The sequence below is a fragment of the Bacillus cereus group sp. MYBK216-1 genome, from assembly GCF_051916495.1.
Lineage (GTDB): Bacteria > Bacillota > Bacilli > Bacillales > Bacillaceae_G > Bacillus_A > Bacillus_A thuringiensis_K.
On sequence record NZ_JBQAGT010000002.1, the window covers coordinates 631,957 to 651,343 of the forward strand.

Consider the following 19,387-nt stretch of genomic DNA (forward strand, 5'->3'; position numbering starts at 1 on the left):
TAAATGTAGTATGTTACATTTTTGTTACAAATTCATTACTCAGTGTTAAAAATATTTCTGTTTTGTTTCTTGTAATTTCTGTATTGTTACAAAAAACTATAGATGTTTTTATGTGTATAGGAGTGTGTGTAGTAAAGAGTCTGAGTAAAAATACGTGCACACTTTAAATTTCCTTTCTGTCTGAATGAAGAAGACTACCAACTAATTAAGGGGGTTAAAGTAACAACTTTAAATACAATGTGCTTCCTTTCCCACACACAATTTAGTACATATTTAAAGTACAGCCTAGTTGCTACACAGACTCTTGTACATATAAACATTAAGGTGAAATAGAGATAAGGATTTATTACATAATAAGCATTACTTAGCTAAACGTAAAAATATTATCTGTGCATTTTTATGAAATGTTAAAATGCCTAGATGATATTTTTTGAAGATTTCTTGGATATGTTTATGAATAACAATTTCTAATACTTAATGATTCTCTACAACTAAAATATCCGATAATTTATGTAATTGGATTTACAAGGTGTATGTACATTCACTTATATAGGGAAAATGAGGTTTTTTATATGAAGTATAGTTATAAAGTGTTTATATTTATTTGGAAAATTATTTTATTGTTTTTTCTACTTTATTATGGTTACAGTGAAATTTCCGAAACTGAGCAAGTGCCAGTCATAACAATCAAAAAATAGAAGTAAAAAATATTGAGAAAACCAAATGAGATAAAAGCAGATACAGTAGAAAGACTACTACAGGAAGTAATTAATCGTACGAAGTTAGATGAAATATTGGAAAGAAAAACTTTAATGGAAAATAGGTTGATTGCTGCTTGGGGAGAAAATTATAAATTTCATAATCGGTATAAAGATATTCATGAATTATTCAGAGGTTACCATTTACACTACCTTAGGAAAAAAAGGATGTGTTAACGAGACACCCTTTATATTTAAGTAACGATTCAAGCCAATAGATTACATAAAACCAGAGCGGATTATGTATCGTCTTATTCGAACTACAAGAAACCATGAACGAACAAGTAAAGCGGGACTTACAGCAAACTGTAATGGTGAACCAGGAGGGGACGCATGGGTGTGGTGTTCAATTTGTCATGAAGAACATCCCGTTCTTTTCTGATATGTTTCAATATGATCAAGGAAACCCCTATCATTCCTTACCATTATGTCAGCACACATATATGGTATACGCTCATTTAACAGAGAATTATGTAGGGGAAGATTTATTTCTTCTGCAAAGTGCTGCAGCACTCCATGATACAGGTAAACCGTTTGCTGTGTATTTAAAAAGCTCAAAGGGTACTATTCGTATTACGGTCATGAATAGTACCCTTTGAGCTTGCCACTTTTTAATGGAACTTGGTTTCGAGTGGGAGTTTATTGAGAAAGTATTAATGATTACAGAGTTTCATATGAAGGTGTTACATGGGGGGAAAGAGGCAGCACGTGAAATCTATCATTACTGCGGTGATGAGATGATTACGAAATTATATTTTTTCCGAGATGCAGATGCATTTGCGAAGTAGAGAGGTGAAAAAAAGCTTGTAAAATATCCACGAATATTGCACGTTCCTTGGTCGATAGGGGTACGATAAGGGTAACAAGTGATGACCGTGTTCTACAAAATATGGACGTATTTGAAACTCAAGATGTGGTCGCACTAGAAAAGTTAGATGGTGAAAATACATTCCTTTATAAAGATGCTATTCATGCAAGGTCGTTATCAAGTGATCATCACCCATCGAGAACATGGGTAAAAACGTTACAAGGAAGTCTGGGATATAGAATTCCAGAAAGACGAGCTCTCTAAGAAAGCAAAAGAAAAACTAGGTGTAAAATAATCAGTTATTTGTGATGGTGGATTCTCCTAGGTGGAGGGTTTACCGTTTTTTATTATATGTTACGTTGTAGTTTTTATATAAAGCATATTGAAAAGATAGGTTAATTCTTCTGGAATGATATCTCCATAATTAATAACTTGTACAATAACTTTTCAATTATCACTAAATCCATTCATATCAACAAATTGTCCCACATATCCCTTTGTAGCAATATCTTTTAAAGTAGGCTAAAAAATACCCTTTATTTTATCTTTATCTTATCTTTACCTTATCTTTAAATTTTTATATTAAACTTGAAACCTTAAAGTATTGATGTATAAGTCTAAAAGGGCGGGAGATAGATGTTCATTACATAGTTTATGTATAACCAATTACCTTTGAAAAAATTGAATTTCTTATACGAGGAGGAATATATGAAGGATACAAGTAAAAAACAAATTATAAAAGTGTTCCTTATTAGTATTTTAGGTTTAGGAACAATACTTGGAATGCTATATTTTAATCATAAAACCAATATTCAACAAAATAAAGCGCTAGCCACCGAAAAACGTGTATTGCAATATGAGTCTACCTTAAAAAAAGAATTAGAAAAATATAATTTAGGAGAGAAAACACCAATTTTATTAGGAATTATGTATCAAGAGAGTAGAGGTGAGGGAAACGACCCTATGCAGTCATCCGAATCACTTGGATTAAAGCCAAATGAAATTCAAGAGACAAGCTTGAGCATTAAACAAGGGGTAAAGCACTTTGCTAAAATGTACAAGTATGGAACGGAAAAAGATGTTAGCATGGATACAATTATTCAAAGCTATAATATGGGGCCAGGGTATATTGATTTTATTGCTAGTCAAGAAATTAAACAACACTCGGAGGATTCGGCCAAAAAATTTTCTAAGATGAAAGTTGATCAAAATCCAGCAATGTACACTTGTGGTGGAAATAAAAATAATTTTAGGTATCCATATTGTTATGGTGATTTCAAATATGCCACAAAGGTAAATGAAAAAACAAAACTTATTGAAGAACTTCTTCAAAATGTACATAGCTCTTCTAAATAAGTTGCAGAATGAAATATAATGATACCGTCAGTTATTAACAATAATAGCTAAGAAAAAACTATTTTATTTATTAATTCACATAATTTTCAAAAATAAATTCTGTAGATGTTAATATTTGTTATATAATATATTTGTCAAAGCATTACCCTTGAAGTTTCTACGGTCAATCTGTAAGATAGTTTGTTTGTCCCTTATATTCACCTTAAACTAAAAAGAACTTGTAGAGATTCCTACAAGTTCTTTTTGTTTTAAGGGTTAAATGTGGGTTTCAAATATAATTGTAATTTTTTGAGGGGGGAAAGTAAATGTTTATAAAAACAGAAAGATTATTGATACGAAAATTTGAGTTCAAAGATTGGCCAGCTGTTCATGAGTATACATCAGATATCAATGTTATGAAGTACATACCTGAAGGGGTTTTTACTGAAGAAAATACAAGAAACTTTGTGAATGAAAACATTGGTGAAAACGCTAAGAACTTTCCTGTAGTATTAATAGATAGGGATATTCTGATTGGTCATATAGTTTTTCATAAATATTTTGGTGAGCATACTTATGAGATTGGTTGGGTGTTCAATTCAAAATACTTCAATAAAGGATATGCTTCTGAAGCAGCACAAGCTACACTGAAATATGGCTTTAAGGAAATGAAATTACATAGGATTATAGCTACATGTCAGCCACAAAATATTCCATCATATCGAGTGATGGAGAAGATTGGAATGAGAAGGGAAGGTTATTTTAGGAAGTGTATACCACATGGGAATGAATGGTGGGATGAATATTATTACGCTATTTTAGAAGAAGAGTAGTGTTTCAGAATGCATTATTTAAATTGACACTCTTATTCCTAAAGAGGCAAGTTTGACTATCTTTCGTGGGGATTCTTGCTACTAAAGGCGAAGTCTATTTCCGGTATCGCTGACGTGCAAAACTTTGTATAATCTGATCTTATCTCTAAATCACAACTGTTACCCCATCATCATCAAGTTAAAGTTTCATTTTATTTTGCTAACTTGATGGTGATGTGACGTAACCTTAATTATTTAAAAATTTTAAAAAGTCCCCTTAATCATGTTAAAGGGACCTTGATCACGCAAATGATCTGTAAATCAATTTATTTTTGATAGACAGATCATTTGTATGATAATTTTTATAAATAATTGCTAAATAGTGAATTTACATAAATGCTTTTAGAAGTTCTTGAATTAATGGGATAGCTCCACCTATAAATTTTAAAACTGCCATTGCGATTTCCATATTATTCTCTCCTCTTTTTTCGTATTAAGATGTGATAAATCTTTATAACATTATTATAGTAAGCGCTTACAATTAAAACAATGCATTTTCGTATGCAATATTGCATATTTATACATTAGATCTCTATTATTCATTTTTTAATGGTACTATAGCGAGGTGAGAGTCTTTAAAGGTTCTCCTTAATAGGAGGAAATATGGAAAGAGTGCAAGCGATTTACAGTAATCAAAAATTTAAGAGTTGGGTTAAACAGGTATTAGCTGTAGGAGGAATAATAGGGTGCTGCTATTTGGTGTTATATGTTTTCTGTTTCTTAGTTATCATGTAAATGTCATACAACTAAACTAGTAGAGTCTTGCCTAGAGAGGTAAGGCTCTTTTATTGTAGTATCTGGAGATGAGCAAACTAGATACAATACCTCTCAGGTTTTTCAGATCACTTTGCATGGTTCCTTGTTTAGAACACTAATCACTATCATTGAAACTAAATAAACGTCTTTTAAAAGTTTCAATTTATATTGAAAACAGAATTCTATTGATAAAAAATATGTTTTTACTAGATACATATTAAAAAGACAAGCATAAATTATATTAGACTTTGGTAAAGTCTTTTTGATTTTGAAAAGGATTTAATTCTTACTTATAGATTTGATTCCTTTTTATATACCATAATCCTTATATTGATACATAAATATAATATAGTAATAATCATTTAAAAGCAAGAATTTTAGTAGCGGTACGTTCACACATCCATCAACTTAAGATTTTAAAGTAGCTCTTAAACAAAAAATTCTTTTTTTAATTGATTAATAGTAAACAAGAAAGGTTGGCAAATTAACAACTAAGAGATTTCTTCAGGTAAGCTAATAAGGAGTTATTACAGAACAGTGCAGTAGATTTTGCATTAACGGCTGAGGATGCAAAAAAGGCCCTTGAAAGAAAAGGGGAATATATGAAAGCTCTACAGCTTACAAGGTGAAAAAGAAACTCATTTTAAAACTGTTTTTAACATTTTATTCTTGTACCGGAAAAACATGGGATGTTAAGGGTGGTAGTTTACATTTAATGAGGGATAAGCAAAAATAATTGTTAACAATATTAAGTGCAGCATCTTAATTGTAAAATCTTTTATATCCCTACCTTTGATTTTATTGAGTTTAGCATCTATGATCTAAATATCACAGAAGGTAGTTTTCTTTTATACTTCTATATCTTTCCCTTCTGCTACTACTGTATCTCGCCACAACACAAGTAGTTTTCTAAATTCAGAGGTCTCAATTTTACATTGGTTATTTGGAGCACTCATAAATAAGTTAATAGCACTGGTGTAATTAGGTTCAATGTAGACTGCTGCTACGTTCCCTTCTATTTCATATTGCGGAACTTTTTGGTCTACTACATTATCTAAAATTTGTATATACTCATCTGCTTCATCATCTAAAATATCTTCCAAGAAATGAGAAATTATAGAAATTTCTTTTGGCAAACGTATTCTTAATCCGCCAAGTCCATCACGATAAAATTCGTATGTATATTTCATTTTTTACCTCCTAGTATAAACAGGATATGCTGTTATTATCTCATTATTTTGTATAATCATTTCTACTTTAAATCCGTGGGATGTTTGTCCTACATATCTAACTGTATCGACTTGAATCTTATTATCGTATGCTTCTTTGATAGAATCAAGTATCTGTACCCTATCCCAATCCTTAGGGAAAAATGAAGAAAGCGCATTTTTTGTTTCTCTTGAATTAATATTTCCTTTTGTTCTTCTAATTTATAAGAAAGGCTTCTTTCAATTTGTTGAGTGTCTAATTGTATATTGGTAAAAAAGCGAAAGAGTTCTTTATCACCATGCCATGTTTCTAAAATACGATGAAAAAAGCGATGGCTGCGTATTTTTAATTCTTGAAAGTCTGCTTCTGCTTGTTCTTGTATTTGTATTGCGCGTTGATTTTGGTATTGTTCCTCGGATAGATTCATTAGATTTCGACTCAAGACCTTCATTTTTTGTTCTATTTCTTGATTCATTTTTTCCGCCTACCTTTTTGCTTATATATAAGTTAATAGAAGGGATAAAGGAAAAATTCTTAAAAAAGCTAAAAATTCTTCTGTAATTCGTTGTCCATTCGTTCAAACTCTGTTGCTACAGACTGTATATTGTCAATGGATTGCTGAAAGGCAGCAAGAAATTGTCTAGTTAATTCTAAGGCTTGTTGGTTTGCTTCCTGTGCTTTGGAATTAACGGTTAAAGTTGTACGCGTTGCGTGCGTTATTGATTTACCTGTTGCATTTTGAATTGCGTCAGAAGCTGATCTCATTTGAGTAGCAATTTGTTCAGCTTTTAGAACATTACTTTGAAAGATTGCCATTATAATATAACTCCTTACTTCAATATGTTTTTTAATAGTAAAAAGAAAGGGCTATGTATTTTATTATGTTTAATATTAAATTAGCAGTATTTTCATATGTTTTAAAACATAGCCTTATATTAATTTGTTTATCCATAAAATGGAATACGATATTGATTATACCAATAAATCACTAGATTTATTTAGGCTAATTTTAGCTTTCATACAAAATAATTCATTTTATAATGAATTATTTTGTAGCCTAGAAGGATAGTAGAGCTGTGGAAATACAAAAATTAATGAAAGAGTTTGAAATAGCCCCTAACTCTGCTGTTGCAGCAATTCACAAAATCAGAATAGAGTTATTGGAGAGCAGTATAAAAATAAATCAACCAAGGAATGGAACTTGAGTAAATAACAGAGCATATAAGAGGGAAAGTATGAAGATTTGGCAATAAAACTTTCTGATTTATACATAAGTCAATTATAAATCAATGCAAATATTATGCATTTTTGTAAAATAAATTCATTGACACTTGTGTATATAAGTAACTATACTCGTTACATCAAATTGAATGAGTGATAATACGATTTTATTTTTATTACAAACATGTAAATATAAAAATAGAAAATCTCAATTTGATAAATACAATGGTAGAGGTGTTTATTTTAATGAAGCACAAATTAATTGCAACAGGTATCCTTGCAGGAGCTATATTATCCTATTCTTCTAATATTTTAGCAGATACTCATAAATTCCCTGATGTTCCTGCCTGGGCTGATAAATCTGTTAATTATTTAGTTAATAAACAGGTATTGAATGGTTATCCAGATGGAACTTTTGGTTCAAATGACTCATTAGACAGAGCTTCGGCTACAAAAATTATGACAAAAGTTTTAGGGATACAAATTGATCCTAATGCAAAACCATCTTTTACAGATTCACAAAACCACTGGGCTACTCCTTATATTGCTGCTGCTGAAAAAGCCGGTATTGTTAAAGGGGAAGGTAATGGAATCTTCAATCCATCCGGAAAAGTAACTCGCGCTGCTATGGCTACGATGCTAGTAAATGCATATAAACTACAAAGCACACCAAATCATAACGAGCAGGTTAAATTTGAAGATTTAAAAGGGCATTGGGGAGAAAAATATGCTAATATTTTAATCGGTTTGAAAATTTCTAATGGTACTGAGAACGGTTGGCAACCAAATAGATTTATAACACGTGCGGAAGCTGCTCAACTTACTGCAAAAACAGATATGTTACAACAAAATTTAAACGATGAAAAAGAGGTTATTACTGCTACGTCATATGAAGATCTAAATTTAACAGTAGCTTCGAAAATTACAGCTCAAGAGATTGATAGTTTTATTGCAAAATATCATTCAGATAGTCCCTTAGTTGGACATGGGCAAGATTTTATCAATGCGCAAAATCAATATGGCGTGAGTGCTCATTATTTAGCGGCGCATGCGATTTTAGAATCTGGATACGGAAAATCAGAAATCGCATATCAAAAACATAATTTATTCGGTCTACGTGCATATGATGGAGATCCGTTTAAATATGCGAAATATTTACCAAGCTACGGCGATAGTATTGCTTATAACGCTAATTATGTACGAGAAAGATATTTAGAAGAAAGTGGTATGTATTATAACGGGCCAACATTAACTGGCATGAACGTGAAATATGCATCAGATAAAGGCTGGGCTAAAAAAATTGCGGGTATTATGGAACGTATTAAACCGTTTCGTGCAGAAGACTATACATATGCAAAAAAATTACCAAAGAATGCTGAAACATTAGATGTCGACGCGTTATCTAATGAAATTCCGTATAAAATGTATGCAAACGGTTCAAGCTCAAATGTTGTATCATCAGCTACTTACTATCAGGTACCTTATCCATTTAATTTAAAAATTAAAAGTAGACCAGATGTAGCTGTCGAGGAGAATAAAGTTGGTACAGTAACTCCTGGAACAACCATCTTTATTTATCGTGAAGATCCAAATGGATGGGTAGAATTCTCTTTTGAAGCGAATGGAGAAAAATACTGGACATTAAAAAATAAATTAAGTATGTAATTAAAAAGATATATTTCACTACTTTTAATCTCATATAATTATGAGACAAGTTTTTTACTTTCTTACAATAAAGTTATGTATACAAGAAAAGTTAGAGAATTATTTTCTCTAACTTTTCTTTGCTAGTATTTGAAATTAAAAAGATGGTGGGGTTACTCCAAATATAACAGTGACTTTGTTTAAAGAAGTGTTTTCCCATTTATGTTTTGCATAAGGTGGAATTTTAACGCTATCACCTGTATTGAGAAGTAAAACCTCATCATTTAGATGTAGTTTTACTTGTCCTTCCATAATAAATGCTATTTCTTCCCCTTTATGCGCCACAGGCTGCATAGATGAAGCAGTTTGAGGTAACAGATTCATTAGAGCCAATTCTAGTGATCCATCTAGATTAGGAGATAATAGCTCATACGAAACATTGCCGCTTTCAGGAAAAGTTATTTTTTTCCTTTGGTTAGCTCTTACAACTAATTCTTCTGTATTGGTATCCTCTAAGAAAAAATTAAACAATGGAATATTTAATGCTACAGAAATTAATTTTAGTGTTTGTAATGATGGATTTGTGATTCCTTTCTCAATCTGACTTAACATGGAAGGTGTTATATCAGCTAACTCTGCTAAACGTTTACTGGTTAATCCGGCACCTTTTCTAAATGCCATAATTTTTTGACCAACATTAATATTGTTCATATATGTAACCCCCTTTAAATAAGTAATAAAATTAAATTTTAATTAATTTTATTTACTTATACTTAATATATTGTTAATATATACTTAATTATAATAAAGTATGATTAATTTTAAAACATCATATATACATATGTCAGCAGCTGCTTCTCGTTTGAATAATACATATGCAAATAAAAGTTGCTGAATCTCATCCTCTATTTGTATATCTACTATGTGGAGTAGGATATGGTGATGTTTATTGTATGAAGATCATGTACATGTATTTTTTGCTGTAATTCCCCATTCTTCGTATATGCTATTAGGTATGATGACCGGATTATTTGATGGTATTTCCATAAAAGATTCTGAATGAAAAGAATTCTAATAAGTAAAGAACAACTTAAGAGTAAACATCAATGCTGTATTATAAAATTTTTAAGGAAGTGAAAATATTATGAAATCAGCTTTAAATAGTATTATGATCTCCTTGATTCTTGCAGTAGGAGGGATCATTGCGTTTTTGTTTAATTTAATGGGAAATCAAGATTGGGTCTTGAATTGGGTAGGGGTATTGCTGGCATATCTATCTTTAAGTATTTTAATAGATTTATATAATGAAATTGTGAATTATAAAACATTTTCTAAAATACTAAAAAGAACTTTGTTTATTTCCTTTAATGTTACAGTATTAGGAATAATAATAGGGATAACATACCAACTATTAGGAAAGTGGAATCTTACTATAATGATGTATTATTGGTTGATAATCTTATTACTACATTTAATTACTGTAATAACATTGGTCGTCCTGGTATTTGTAAATCGAAATGATAAAAATTATAGCTTACTATATAAATTTATTATACTTTTAAACATTTTCCTTACCTTAGGACCAGTATTATATCCTGTGGTTCTAACTATTATAGGAAATGGCATGAACGCTAGTGCAGGCCACTAACTTTCACCTAAATAGATTATTAAAACGATTAGTCCAAAAGTGAGTTTGGTTAAGCTAATGAATCTATAAGCAAATAGAATAATAAAAATAACAACATAAAGTGGGATAATAAGATAGGAAGAGAATTATAATATGAAAATTAAGCTTAAGAAAAAGAGAATTATAAGTGTATTGTTGTCTATTACATTAGTAGCAATAGGATATTACATGTTTCAATCTATTACGAATCCTAAGCTGGTAAACGCGGAAGAGGCAAGTAGTGTTCAACAAGTGAGCAGTCTACCTAAAAATGAATTGAAAAAATCCATACCTAATCGTTTTGATGGTAAAGAAAGAAAAGTTGCATATTTAACTTTTGATGATGGACCAGGAAAATATACAGCTAATCTATTAGATGTATTAAAGAAAAATGATGTGAAAGCAACATTCTTTTTAATTGGCGATAATGTGAAAAGGTTCTCAGATTTAGTGAAACGAGAGCATGTAGAGAACCATTATGTGGGCATGCATAGTATGACACATAATTTTAAAAAGCTATATACCAATCAGGAATATGTGAAGGAAATGAAAGAGGATCAATCTTTAATTAGAAATGTTATTGGAAACTCCCCGAAATTAACACGCCCACCATATGGATCAATGCCTGGATTAAATGAATCACTTCGAAATGAGGTGGTCGGAAATAATTTAAAAGTATGGGATTGGACAATTGATTCTCTAGATTGGAAATACAATAAATTACCTGTGGATGTAGCAGCCGCAAAAATTGTTCAAAATGTCTTAGCAGGTGCGACGTCTTCAAAGGAAATTGTTTTAATGCACGATATTCATCCACAATCTGTTGCGGCTGTTCCAGCAATTATAAAAGGATTAAAAGAAAAAGGGTATGAATTTGAAGCTTATGATGAGAACAATCATCTTCCAATAAACTTCTGGCATGATAGCCGGATATAAAAGTATTATCTGGTATCATTAAACAGAAATTGCAGATCTAGTCTGGAAAGATATGTTTGTTCGTCTGGAAAAATATTAGTTTGAAGTGAAGAAGTCCTACGAAGAAATAGTAACAGAAGCGGTATTAAATCATAATTGGTTCCATTTCAACAGGCTCCAAATCCGACAGTAATTTTGTTCTGTTTATTTATGAGGTAACGGAAGGGAATTTAGAAGAACTTGCTACAATTGCTCATTAGTATACATACAATCACGGCATTGTAGAAGAAATAGGATAACAGAAGAACACATACGGTTCTAAATTAATATTACGTGTGTTTTTATACATACATTCCTCATTTAAATGTATATGTTGAATATATAGATATATAGTGATATAATGTGAATTAGAAACTCGCGTGTTTCAAATACAACATTTTTATCTTCTTGATGACCTCTTATCTTTCCGTAAGAGGTCTTTTTTTATGCCTCCTTATTGCATAGCCGTTAAAATACTATGAAAAGATACTAGAGACTACTACACTATGACATTCATGTTGAAATCTTATCAAACGTTATCTCACTTGTATGCATTAGGACTAGGCTGGAGACTTTGGAATAGAGAGGATGTAATTTCATGGTGTGATAGGTTGATCGAAGCAACTGATTACCCACCATATGAAATTATAGAGATATCCTTAATGTCTAAAGAAAAACGGATATATATAGAATCGGCTTTACTATCATATAGCCGCATAGTTGATGAAAAACACTCGGTAAACATCCTTCTTTCAGTCTTAAATGAAAAGTTAGTAGCTCAGAAATGGAATGTAAAACAAGCTCTTACCTGCTCCACTCGTTTACTAGTAAACAGTGGCCTGTATTGGGATGAGGAATATTTTAATTTATACAGTCTGGATGATAGCTATGATATAGTACAGAAAGGGCTCCATTTTAATAAAGAAGATGTGATTTCTGCTTATATCGATACATTAGGTGCTTTTCGCGTCCATTTTAACGAGTTTGAAGATCTCTATTTACAAGTCATGAAACAGAAGTGGCAAGTGTAGAAGGCAGGAAAAGGAATCATTGAATCGTAAGAGTTACTTCCTGTATTTATCACCAAATTTATCTAGCTAAGACAAATCTGTCTTGGCTAGATAAATTTTTGTCTCTTAATAACTTAATTCTATCATCTTTAATTTTTCCGACAGCAAGCAAAGCTAGCGGTTTTTATGCATAATCAGACGCTTGTAAAGGAGAATCACTATATAAATTTTTACCAGAGAGTAATTTATTTAACTAGTAGAAAAAGGAAGGGGCCTATTTGGCTCCTTCCTTTTTCTCATACATAAAGCTTGTTGACAACTTATGAAATAATAGCATTCATCGCTATTAAAATATAGCACTAAAAGCAATTAAGCGGATATGTAATTATACATATCCGCTTAATTACATGGATGGGAACAAAACTATTTATCTCTTCCGGTATGGAAACAAATAGATTTAGGTTTACTTAGGGTAAGAGGACCTGATCACTGATTGATGGTTAAACCATATTTCTACATATCTGAAACAAATTATTTTATTGGATTGTATGTTAATAGGGTGAGGGCTTTATAAAAGTTAGATTGTTCCTTGGTTTCATGCTCTTGATTTTACTTGAAGTACGCATTGGAAAACTACACTTAGCATCATTAATACAGAAACCGATAAGATTATAAAGACAAAATTATTTTCAGATTTAATTACCCCGGTTCATGTAACGAATGATGGGAAAGTATTGATAGGGCATACATGTTTCCAGAATAAGAATGGAGAGAGAACAAGAAATATGTTTTCTCCATCACCAGGGTATGTTTCTGTTCTTGATGGAGAATCGTTAAATGTGTTAGGTACAATAGAAGGAGATTTACTCCCAATTATAATGCGTTCTTTTACGGACGTAACGGTTAGATACGTTTCTAACCTTAGATCAAGGACAATAAGTATATTAGATTTAGTTGATTATAAGAATGTTCATACCATTAAAGTTAATCCAGGAGATCGAAATGCAGATCCTTCTGTAAATCAAGGAGCTCACGGTATAGCATATATAGAAAGATAAAATAAGAAAACACTATACTTTCTGTAGAAACTGACAGAAAGTATAGTGTTTTTTTGTATCTATTGATTACTGATGAATTCCAATTAGGTCTATTTTTTGTAAATATGGAACAATGTCATTACTTACACTGTCTATTAAGCGTTAAAACATTTTTTATTAAATAAATTAAGAAAGGAATCATCATTTTTAACTAAGGGAGAGATTGAATTGAAAAAATTATGGATGCTGCTTTTCGTTTGTTTCGCGGTTATGTTGGTAGGATGTAATAAAAACGAACCGCCAAAACAAGCATTTGAAGAATATATTAATTTATGGAATGATAGAAAATTTGCAAATATGTATGATCAATTATCAGATCATGCTCAAAAATCGATTTCTAAAAAAGAATTCACAGAAAAATATCAAAAAATCTATGAGGGGATTGGAGCTAAGAATTTAAAAGTTAAAATGAAAGGAGAGAATACAAAAGATAAAGAGCTTTTTCTTTTTGAAGTTAAGATGGATACGGATGTAGGACCAGTTTCATTCATCCATGAAGCAAAACTTGTGAAAGATAAAGAATCTTGGAAAATAGATTGGACACCGGACTTCATTTTTCCAGGAATGAAAAAAGATTACAAAGTACGTATGCAAGTAGAGCAAGGAAAACGCGGAGAAATATATGATCGAAATGGAAAAGGGCTTGCAACGAATGGTAAAGCGACTGAGGTTGGAATTATTCCAGAGAAACTAGGCGAAACAGCAGCGCAAACGAAAGAAATAGTAGCACAATTACTTGATATGTCTATAGAAGGGGTCGAACAAAAGCTCACAGCGAAATGGATAAAACCAGACTCCTTTGTACCAATTGGAATTTTAAAAGAGGGAACCAGACAGAATGATTATATTGAATTAGAAGGAGTTTCATCTCGCCCAGTAAATATTCGTACGTATCCATTAGGTGAAGCAGCGGCACACTTAACTGGATATATAGGAAAGGTGAATGCGGAGGAGTTAAAATCACTTCAAAAACAAGGTTATCAAGCAGATGATTTAGTAGGTAAGACCGGTTTAGAGAAAGTGTTAGAAAATAAATTGCGTGGTGAAAAGGGTGGACGCGTATTTATAGAAGATGAGAAGGGGAAAGAGATTAAAAACGTAGCAAAAAAAGAAGCAAAAGAAGGAGAAACTGTTACGTTAACAATTGATGCTGCAATTCAAGAAAAAATCTTTAATGAGATGAAAACTGAAGCAGGATCTAGTGCAGCGGTCAACCCTAAAACGGGTGAAACAATCGCACTTGTAAGTAGCCCTGCTTATAATCCCAATATAATAGTTAGAGGAGCATCGAAAGCCCAACGAGAAGCATGGAGTAACGATTTGAAACTACCAATGATGAATCGCTTCACGCAAGCATTTGTACCAGGTTCCGTATTTAAAACGATTACAGGTGCAATTGGTTTGGAAACAAAAACAATAAATCCAAAGGAAGAATTTAAAATTCAAGGATTGAAGTGGACAAAAGATTCATCTTGGGGAAATTACTATGTCACGCGTGTAAAGGATGCAAGTCCAATTAATTTTGAGAAGGCAATGAAGTACTCTGATAATATTTATTTTGCTCAACAAGCTTTGAAAATGGGAAAAGATCAGTATGTAAATGAATTTAAAAAGTACGGATTTCATGAAAAATTACCAATCGAATACGAATTTCCTATTTCAATCATTGCAAAAGATGGGATAAAAAACGATATTCAACTAGCAGACACGGGCTATGGACAAGGACAAGTATTAATGACGCCACTTCATTTAGCATTAACATATGCACCGATTGTGAATGAAGGGAATATTCCGTGGCCACACCTTTTAAAAGAAGTAAAAGTAGCGGGGAATTGGAAAGAAAATGTGATTTCTAAAAAGAATCAAGAGATATTAAAGAGTGCATTAATCAAAGTCATTAATGACCCTGATGGCGCGGGGAGAATTGCAAAGGTTGATGGTGTTACGCTTGCTGGTAAAACCGGTACGGCAGAACTGAAAGAGTCTAAAGAAGCAGACGGAAAAGAACTGGGATGGTTCGCAGCTTTCGATGCAAATGCGCCAGACATGATTGTTACCATGATGATTGAAGGTGTAAAAGGAAGAGGAGGAAGTAACGTTCCAGGTGAAAAAGTAAAACATGTATTTCAGAAATAAAACTTAATTATAAGGTGAATTTTTTTCACTACATTTATCCCGCTATTTGCCCGTAAAAGCCCGATTGTTGAGGGCGGATTAAAGTTTCACTTTATTATATGTTTGCTTAACTCAAAGATATAAGTTGGGGAAAATATAGAACAATTAAATTTCAAAAAAGCATTCTTTCTAATCGAGAATGCTTTTTTGCTGCGACTATAGAAAATTGATACCTTATCTTTATTTTCATTTCTGAAAAGTTGGCATTGCTAATGGTAAATAGAAGAGTATAGTAAATTGAAATGGACAAGTAGATTGTTACGTTAAATTCAAAAAAATAGATTTTCATGAGTGGATTTTTATCATTGTATGCTTTACTTGTTTTTTAGTAGTATTATTCTACCTGAAAAAAGATAAACAATGGAACAAATGAAACTTGTATCTTGTCTATATATTGAAACCATAATAAAAGTGAGGGCAGTTTTATGTTTATTCAAATAAGTTTGAGGTGTGGAAATGGAACAGACGTTTATTGAAAAGTGTAATCATGATGAGCTGGACTATGTTATAAAAGACTATTGGCAAGATGTATGGAATTATTCATTTATTATTACGAAAGATCCACACTTATCAGATGATATCACGCAAGATGTATTTATAAAGGTGTTTAAAAATTGGAATTCATTTCGAAAGGAGTCATCTATTAAAACGTGGATATTAAAAATCACAAGAAATACGGCAATAAACTATTTGAAATCCTCCTATTTTAAAAGGATATCTTTAATAGGATTTTTTAGTGACGATAAGCAATCCCTGTCAGCAGAACAAGAATTTTTTAAGCAAGAAGAAATGAATGATGTGTGGAAGGTTGTATTAGAACTACCTAAAAAGCACCGTGAAATAATTATATTGGACGCAAAATATGAATTATCTTATGAAGAAATGGCTGAAACATTAGGAGTATCCATTGGAACTGTAAAATCGAGATTAAGTAGAGCGAGAAGTAAGGTTTCAAAATTAATAGGGGAGGGTAGTAGTGATGAACAATAAACAAAATCCTGACTGGTATAGAAAAATAAAAAAAGGGCCAATGGAGAATCGTAAAGATGAAGAAGAATTTATTTCTAAAATAAAGCAGTCTATATATGAAAATAATGAAGTGGATTTTGTAAAACATAAAAGACCATTTCGTAAAAAAGCATTACCTATTGTAGTTGTTTTGGTTTGTACGATGTTATTTTTCATTGTTCAACAACCTTGGCTTGATGATAATAAATCGCCGGTACAAAGTAGTACTCAAATTAAGCCTAAAACAAAAGATGAGTCTGCTCAAGATTCATCATTAAAACAATTTATGAATGAACTATATCAAAGTACGAACTCAAAAAATGAAAATGAATTGTACAAAGCGTTAAATGATGAAGTTCTATTTAAAGAGAAGAGTTATAAGAAGGATGAACTGAAGTTTGATGAAGATATCTTTCATGAGTTGCAAGTCGCCCTTACAATGGGAGGAGAGTTTGCCAAAGATACAAAGCAAGTATATAAAGTACCAAGTGGATTGACAGAAAGTAATCAACCAAACCAAGCGCATTTTATATATGCGACTGTTACTGGAAATAAAACAAAAATTTTAGCTGAACCAAAGCGAGAATCACAAGTTTTATATGAAGTATCTAATGAAATGGTAAAAGCTTGGATTCCAGAAAAAGTACAGAATAATGGATATATAAAAGTTTCGACAATTAACGGTAATACTGGATATGTACAGAAAGAGTACGTTTTAACTGATATTAAATATTCATTTACATTCGAAAAGAATAATGAAGGTATATGGAAAATAATAAATATAAATTCTATATGGTAAAAGAGGAAGGTTCACTTAAATGAACCTTCCTCTTTGTTTTTATTGTCTTTTTGAAGAGTATTCCAGTACTCTAAAATTTCTGATGTAACGAGAGCGGCAATGTTTTTTTCTGAATTACTACCAAGGATAACGACAGAAACGGCAATTTGTGGATCTTCCGTAGGAGCATACGCAATGAAAAGAGAGTGATTTATCATTCTTGCTTGCTCATTTGGAAAACCTGTAATACCTGTTTTACCTGCGACGTCAAAGGGCAACTTTTTAATTTCCTCTATATTTTGACTCATCCCACCTTGCACGACACTCCAAAAGTTCATCGGGTAACGATTTGAACTTTCTAAAATGGGTTTAAACTTTTTGGTTTCCTTACCATCTTGACCAATAATCGCACTTACGATTTGAGGTTTATATTTGTCGCCTTTACTTGCCAAAGTTGCTGCATATTGAGCGAGTTGAAGAGGAGTATGCACTTCATTTCCTCCCCAAGAGGCATTTAATAATGCTGAAATCCCATTTTCAAATTTATTAGATGGATGGAATTCATATTGTCCGTCTTCTTCAAAGGGTAAATCAATCCCAGTTTTAGAACGTAGGCCGAATTGCATTAAATAATCTGTCCATATATGTGCCACTTTTTCTATATTTCCATTATTTTGGTTGAATAAGGGCAGAGCTACTTTTGCTGTCATAAATGTGTTAGATGAATTAATGATAGCCTGCCTCGGTGTAATCTCCCCTGTTGGTGTTTCAGGCGCATTCGTAATGTTATTTTGATTATCATACTGAAAAGTACCTTTATCTAAATAAGTATCTTCTGGTTGAAAAAGCTTTTCGTTTAATCCAATTAAAATAGTAAGTGGTTTTATAGTAGAAGCCATATTTACATAAGATTCACCATACTTTAATTTTTGAATTGCTTTATTTTGCGAAAGAGATTTAATGTTTTCTTTTCTAGAAGATACATGTGTATTTAATATATTTGGATCAAAAACTACCGAGTTGGCCATAGTTAAAATTGCGCCAGTTTTTGCATCGCTCACTATAGCATAACCAGCTTTAGCATCAGGTGTTTTCTTAATTTGAGATTTTAATGCTTCTTCTGCCTTTTGCTGCAACTCAGAGTCTAAAGCTAGCCGCACGTCTTTTCCTTTTTGTACTTTTTGAATGTTCCATAAGAACTTTTTATTATTCAATTTAAAAATAAGAGTTTTGCCTGGTTTTCCTTTTAAATCATTTTCATATTGTAGCTCAATCCCGTTTTTTCCAACAGCCATATGCTTTGAATTAAGGTCATTTTCTACATACCCAATTACTTGTGAACCAATTTCGTGTTTAGGGTAATATCGAATCCATTCATCTTTAATTATTACATTATTGGGTTTGTTTTTGTTTATGAATGCAAGTTCATTCTCATTTATATCAGAGTATAACGGTATATCATTCATAGTCTGCTTTTTACAAGATTGTTGTAATTGAGATTTTATGTTCTCTGTAGAAATATCATGTTGAAACTCGCTTGAAAATTGGTTGAAAAAAGCTAATGTGTTTGATGTATCTTGTTTCGATAGCTTTTCATCATTAGAAGTGCAATATAGAGACTTAACTTTCTTATTTGTAGCGAGCATTACACCATTTTTATCAAAAATCTTTCCTCTTTCAGCTGAAGAAGTTGCGATAGTAATTGAAATGAAGTTGATTTTTAATAAAATCAGTAAAATCAAACCTACAATAGAAAGAATCGCAAAAAATCTCCATCTTCTTGTATGTAACATATAACCCTCCCTTATGTAGCCTATTTCATCTTATATTTAATTATTTTTTTTGTAAATGTGGAACAACTTTATTGTTTAGGTTGTCTATTAAGTATTACAGCATGAAGAAAGGAATAATTAGCATGAAAATTTACTAGCAAGTTTATATGTAAGATTAATAAGAGTCATTATACAGTTTAGCACTTCTAATGTAAGTGGCAAAAAAAATAGAGAGAAAACAAGAAGGGAGAGTTATTAATTCCGTAGCTAAACGAAAAGGAATGGTTGCTTACAAGGATTAAGCAAAAAATTGAGGCGATATTT

Annotated in this window: 18 protein-coding genes and 4 pseudogenes; 14 read left to right on the plus strand and 8 right to left on the minus strand. The window is 31.6% G+C overall.

The window, feature by feature from the left end; translation table 11 throughout:
- Window positions 1-1,030 precede the first annotated feature (1,030 nt).
- The 3 genes from ACTFRH_RS08705 to ACTFRH_RS08715 are packed head-to-tail and all read left to right on the plus strand — an operon-like array spanning window position 1,031 to window position 1,830.
- On the plus strand, window positions 1,031-1,357 hold the full coding sequence (locus tag ACTFRH_RS08705; protein WP_002181547.1) for an HD domain-containing protein: 327 nt from the start codon (window positions 1,031-1,033) through the stop codon (window positions 1,355-1,357).
- 15 nt (window positions 1,358-1,372) lie between these two features.
- Window positions 1,373-1,546, plus strand: a complete 174-nt coding sequence (locus ACTFRH_RS08710; RefSeq protein WP_002164021.1) for a hypothetical protein — start codon at window positions 1,373-1,375, stop codon at window positions 1,544-1,546.
- A gap of 47 nt (window positions 1,547-1,593) precedes the next feature.
- A complete protein-coding gene (locus ACTFRH_RS08715; protein ID WP_002164022.1) occupies window positions 1,594-1,830 on the plus strand; it encodes a hypothetical protein in 237 nt (78 codons plus the stop codon).
- Window positions 1,831-1,938: 108 nt separating this feature from the next.
- Here ACTFRH_RS08715 and ACTFRH_RS08720 read toward each other — a convergent pair.
- Window positions 1,939-2,061 (minus strand): annotated as a pseudogene (locus ACTFRH_RS08720) (vancomycin resistance histidine kinase VanS); the annotation flags it as partial.
- 213 nt (window positions 2,062-2,274) lie between these two features.
- Between ACTFRH_RS08720 and ACTFRH_RS08725 the strand changes: the two are divergent.
- The gene (locus tag ACTFRH_RS08725) at window positions 2,275-2,922 is read left to right on the plus strand and encodes a lysozyme family protein (protein ID WP_000655728.1); all 648 of its coding nucleotides are present in this window, start codon (window positions 2,275-2,277) and stop codon (window positions 2,920-2,922) included.
- Window positions 2,923-3,227: 305 nt separating this feature from the next.
- Window positions 3,228-3,734, plus strand: coding sequence for a GNAT family N-acetyltransferase (locus ACTFRH_RS08730; protein ID WP_000470141.1), 507 nt, complete (start codon window positions 3,228-3,230; stop codon window positions 3,732-3,734).
- Between the two features lie 367 nt (window positions 3,735-4,101).
- On the opposite strand, the pseudogene ACTFRH_RS08735 reads toward ACTFRH_RS08730, so the two are convergent.
- The 5 genes and pseudogenes from ACTFRH_RS08735 to ACTFRH_RS08755 form a co-directional block, all read right to left on the minus strand.
- Window positions 4,102-4,288 (minus strand): annotated as a pseudogene (locus ACTFRH_RS08735) (hypothetical protein).
- 1,089 nt (window positions 4,289-5,377) lie between these two features.
- A complete protein-coding gene (locus tag ACTFRH_RS08740) occupies window positions 5,378-5,719 on the minus strand; it encodes a hypothetical protein (protein ID WP_000878117.1) in 342 nt (113 codons plus the stop codon).
- A gap of 3 nt (window positions 5,720-5,722) precedes the next feature.
- A pseudogene (locus tag ACTFRH_RS08745) lies at window positions 5,723-5,878 on the minus strand (EndoU domain-containing protein); the annotation flags it as partial.
- The gene (locus tag ACTFRH_RS08750) at window positions 5,809-6,213 is read right to left on the minus strand and encodes a DUF3958 family protein (protein ID WP_440048724.1); all 405 of its coding nucleotides are present in this window, start codon (window positions 6,211-6,213) and stop codon (window positions 5,809-5,811) included. The gene ACTFRH_RS08750 and the pseudogene ACTFRH_RS08745, both read right to left, overlap by 70 nt.
- A 68-nt stretch (window positions 6,214-6,281) precedes the next feature.
- Window positions 6,282-6,554, minus strand: a complete 273-nt coding sequence (locus ACTFRH_RS08755; protein ID WP_033690113.1) for a TIGR04197 family type VII secretion effector — start codon at window positions 6,552-6,554, stop codon at window positions 6,282-6,284.
- A 651-nt stretch (window positions 6,555-7,205) separates the two neighbouring features.
- Here ACTFRH_RS08755 and ACTFRH_RS08760 point away from each other — a divergent pair.
- The gene (locus tag ACTFRH_RS08760) at window positions 7,206-8,624 is read left to right on the plus strand and encodes an S-layer homology domain-containing protein (RefSeq protein WP_000680973.1); all 1,419 of its coding nucleotides are present in this window, start codon (window positions 7,206-7,208) and stop codon (window positions 8,622-8,624) included.
- A gap of 135 nt (window positions 8,625-8,759) precedes the next feature.
- Here the strand turns inward: ACTFRH_RS08760 and ACTFRH_RS08765 are convergent, their stop codons facing one another.
- The gene (locus ACTFRH_RS08765) at window positions 8,760-9,314 is read right to left on the minus strand and encodes a helix-turn-helix domain-containing protein (protein ID WP_001059813.1); all 555 of its coding nucleotides are present in this window, start codon (window positions 9,312-9,314) and stop codon (window positions 8,760-8,762) included.
- A 164-nt stretch (window positions 9,315-9,478) separates the two neighbouring features.
- On the opposite strand from ACTFRH_RS08765, the pseudogene ACTFRH_RS08770 reads away from it, so the two are divergent.
- The 8 genes and pseudogenes from ACTFRH_RS08770 to ACTFRH_RS08805 form a co-directional block, all read left to right on the plus strand.
- Window positions 9,479-9,657: pseudogene (locus tag ACTFRH_RS08770) on the plus strand (D-serine ammonia-lyase); the annotation flags it as partial.
- 90 nt (window positions 9,658-9,747) lie between these two features.
- The gene (locus tag ACTFRH_RS08775) at window positions 9,748-10,251 is read left to right on the plus strand and encodes a DUF3902 family protein (RefSeq protein ID WP_000833533.1); all 504 of its coding nucleotides are present in this window, start codon (window positions 9,748-9,750) and stop codon (window positions 10,249-10,251) included.
- A 132-nt stretch (window positions 10,252-10,383) separates the two neighbouring features.
- Window positions 10,384-11,205 carry a peptidoglycan-N-acetylglucosamine deacetylase gene (locus ACTFRH_RS08780; protein ID WP_000694608.1) on the plus strand — a complete coding sequence of 274 codons (822 nt, stop codon included), beginning with the start codon at window positions 10,384-10,386 and terminating at the stop codon, window positions 11,203-11,205.
- 536 nt (window positions 11,206-11,741) lie between these two features.
- Window positions 11,742-12,254 carry a hypothetical protein gene (locus ACTFRH_RS08785; protein WP_033673011.1) on the plus strand — a complete coding sequence of 171 codons (513 nt, stop codon included), beginning with the start codon at window positions 11,742-11,744 and terminating at the stop codon, window positions 12,252-12,254.
- A gap of 764 nt (window positions 12,255-13,018) precedes the next feature.
- A complete protein-coding gene (locus ACTFRH_RS08790) occupies window positions 13,019-13,291 on the plus strand; it encodes a hypothetical protein (protein WP_000492688.1) in 273 nt (90 codons plus the stop codon).
- Between the two features lie 207 nt (window positions 13,292-13,498).
- Window positions 13,499-15,466: a penicillin-binding transpeptidase domain-containing protein gene (locus ACTFRH_RS08795; protein WP_000737761.1), complete on the plus strand. Its 1,968-nt coding sequence runs from the start codon at window positions 13,499-13,501 to the stop codon at window positions 15,464-15,466.
- A gap of 495 nt (window positions 15,467-15,961) precedes the next feature.
- On the plus strand, window positions 15,962-16,495 hold the full coding sequence (locus ACTFRH_RS08800; RefSeq protein ID WP_000438327.1) for an RNA polymerase sigma factor: 534 nt from the start codon (window positions 15,962-15,964) through the stop codon (window positions 16,493-16,495).
- Complete coding sequence (locus tag ACTFRH_RS08805) at window positions 16,485-17,312, plus strand: hypothetical protein (RefSeq protein ID WP_001060764.1); 828 nt, start codon at window positions 16,485-16,487, stop codon at window positions 17,310-17,312. The genes ACTFRH_RS08800 and ACTFRH_RS08805 overlap by 11 nt, the downstream gene beginning before the upstream one ends.
- A gap of 11 nt (window positions 17,313-17,323) precedes the next feature.
- Here the strand turns inward: ACTFRH_RS08805 and ACTFRH_RS08810 are convergent, their stop codons facing one another.
- A complete protein-coding gene (locus ACTFRH_RS08810; RefSeq protein ID WP_000903418.1) occupies window positions 17,324-19,084 on the minus strand; it encodes a peptidoglycan D,D-transpeptidase FtsI family protein in 1,761 nt (586 codons plus the stop codon).
- Between the last annotated feature and the right edge of the window lie 303 nt (window positions 19,085-19,387).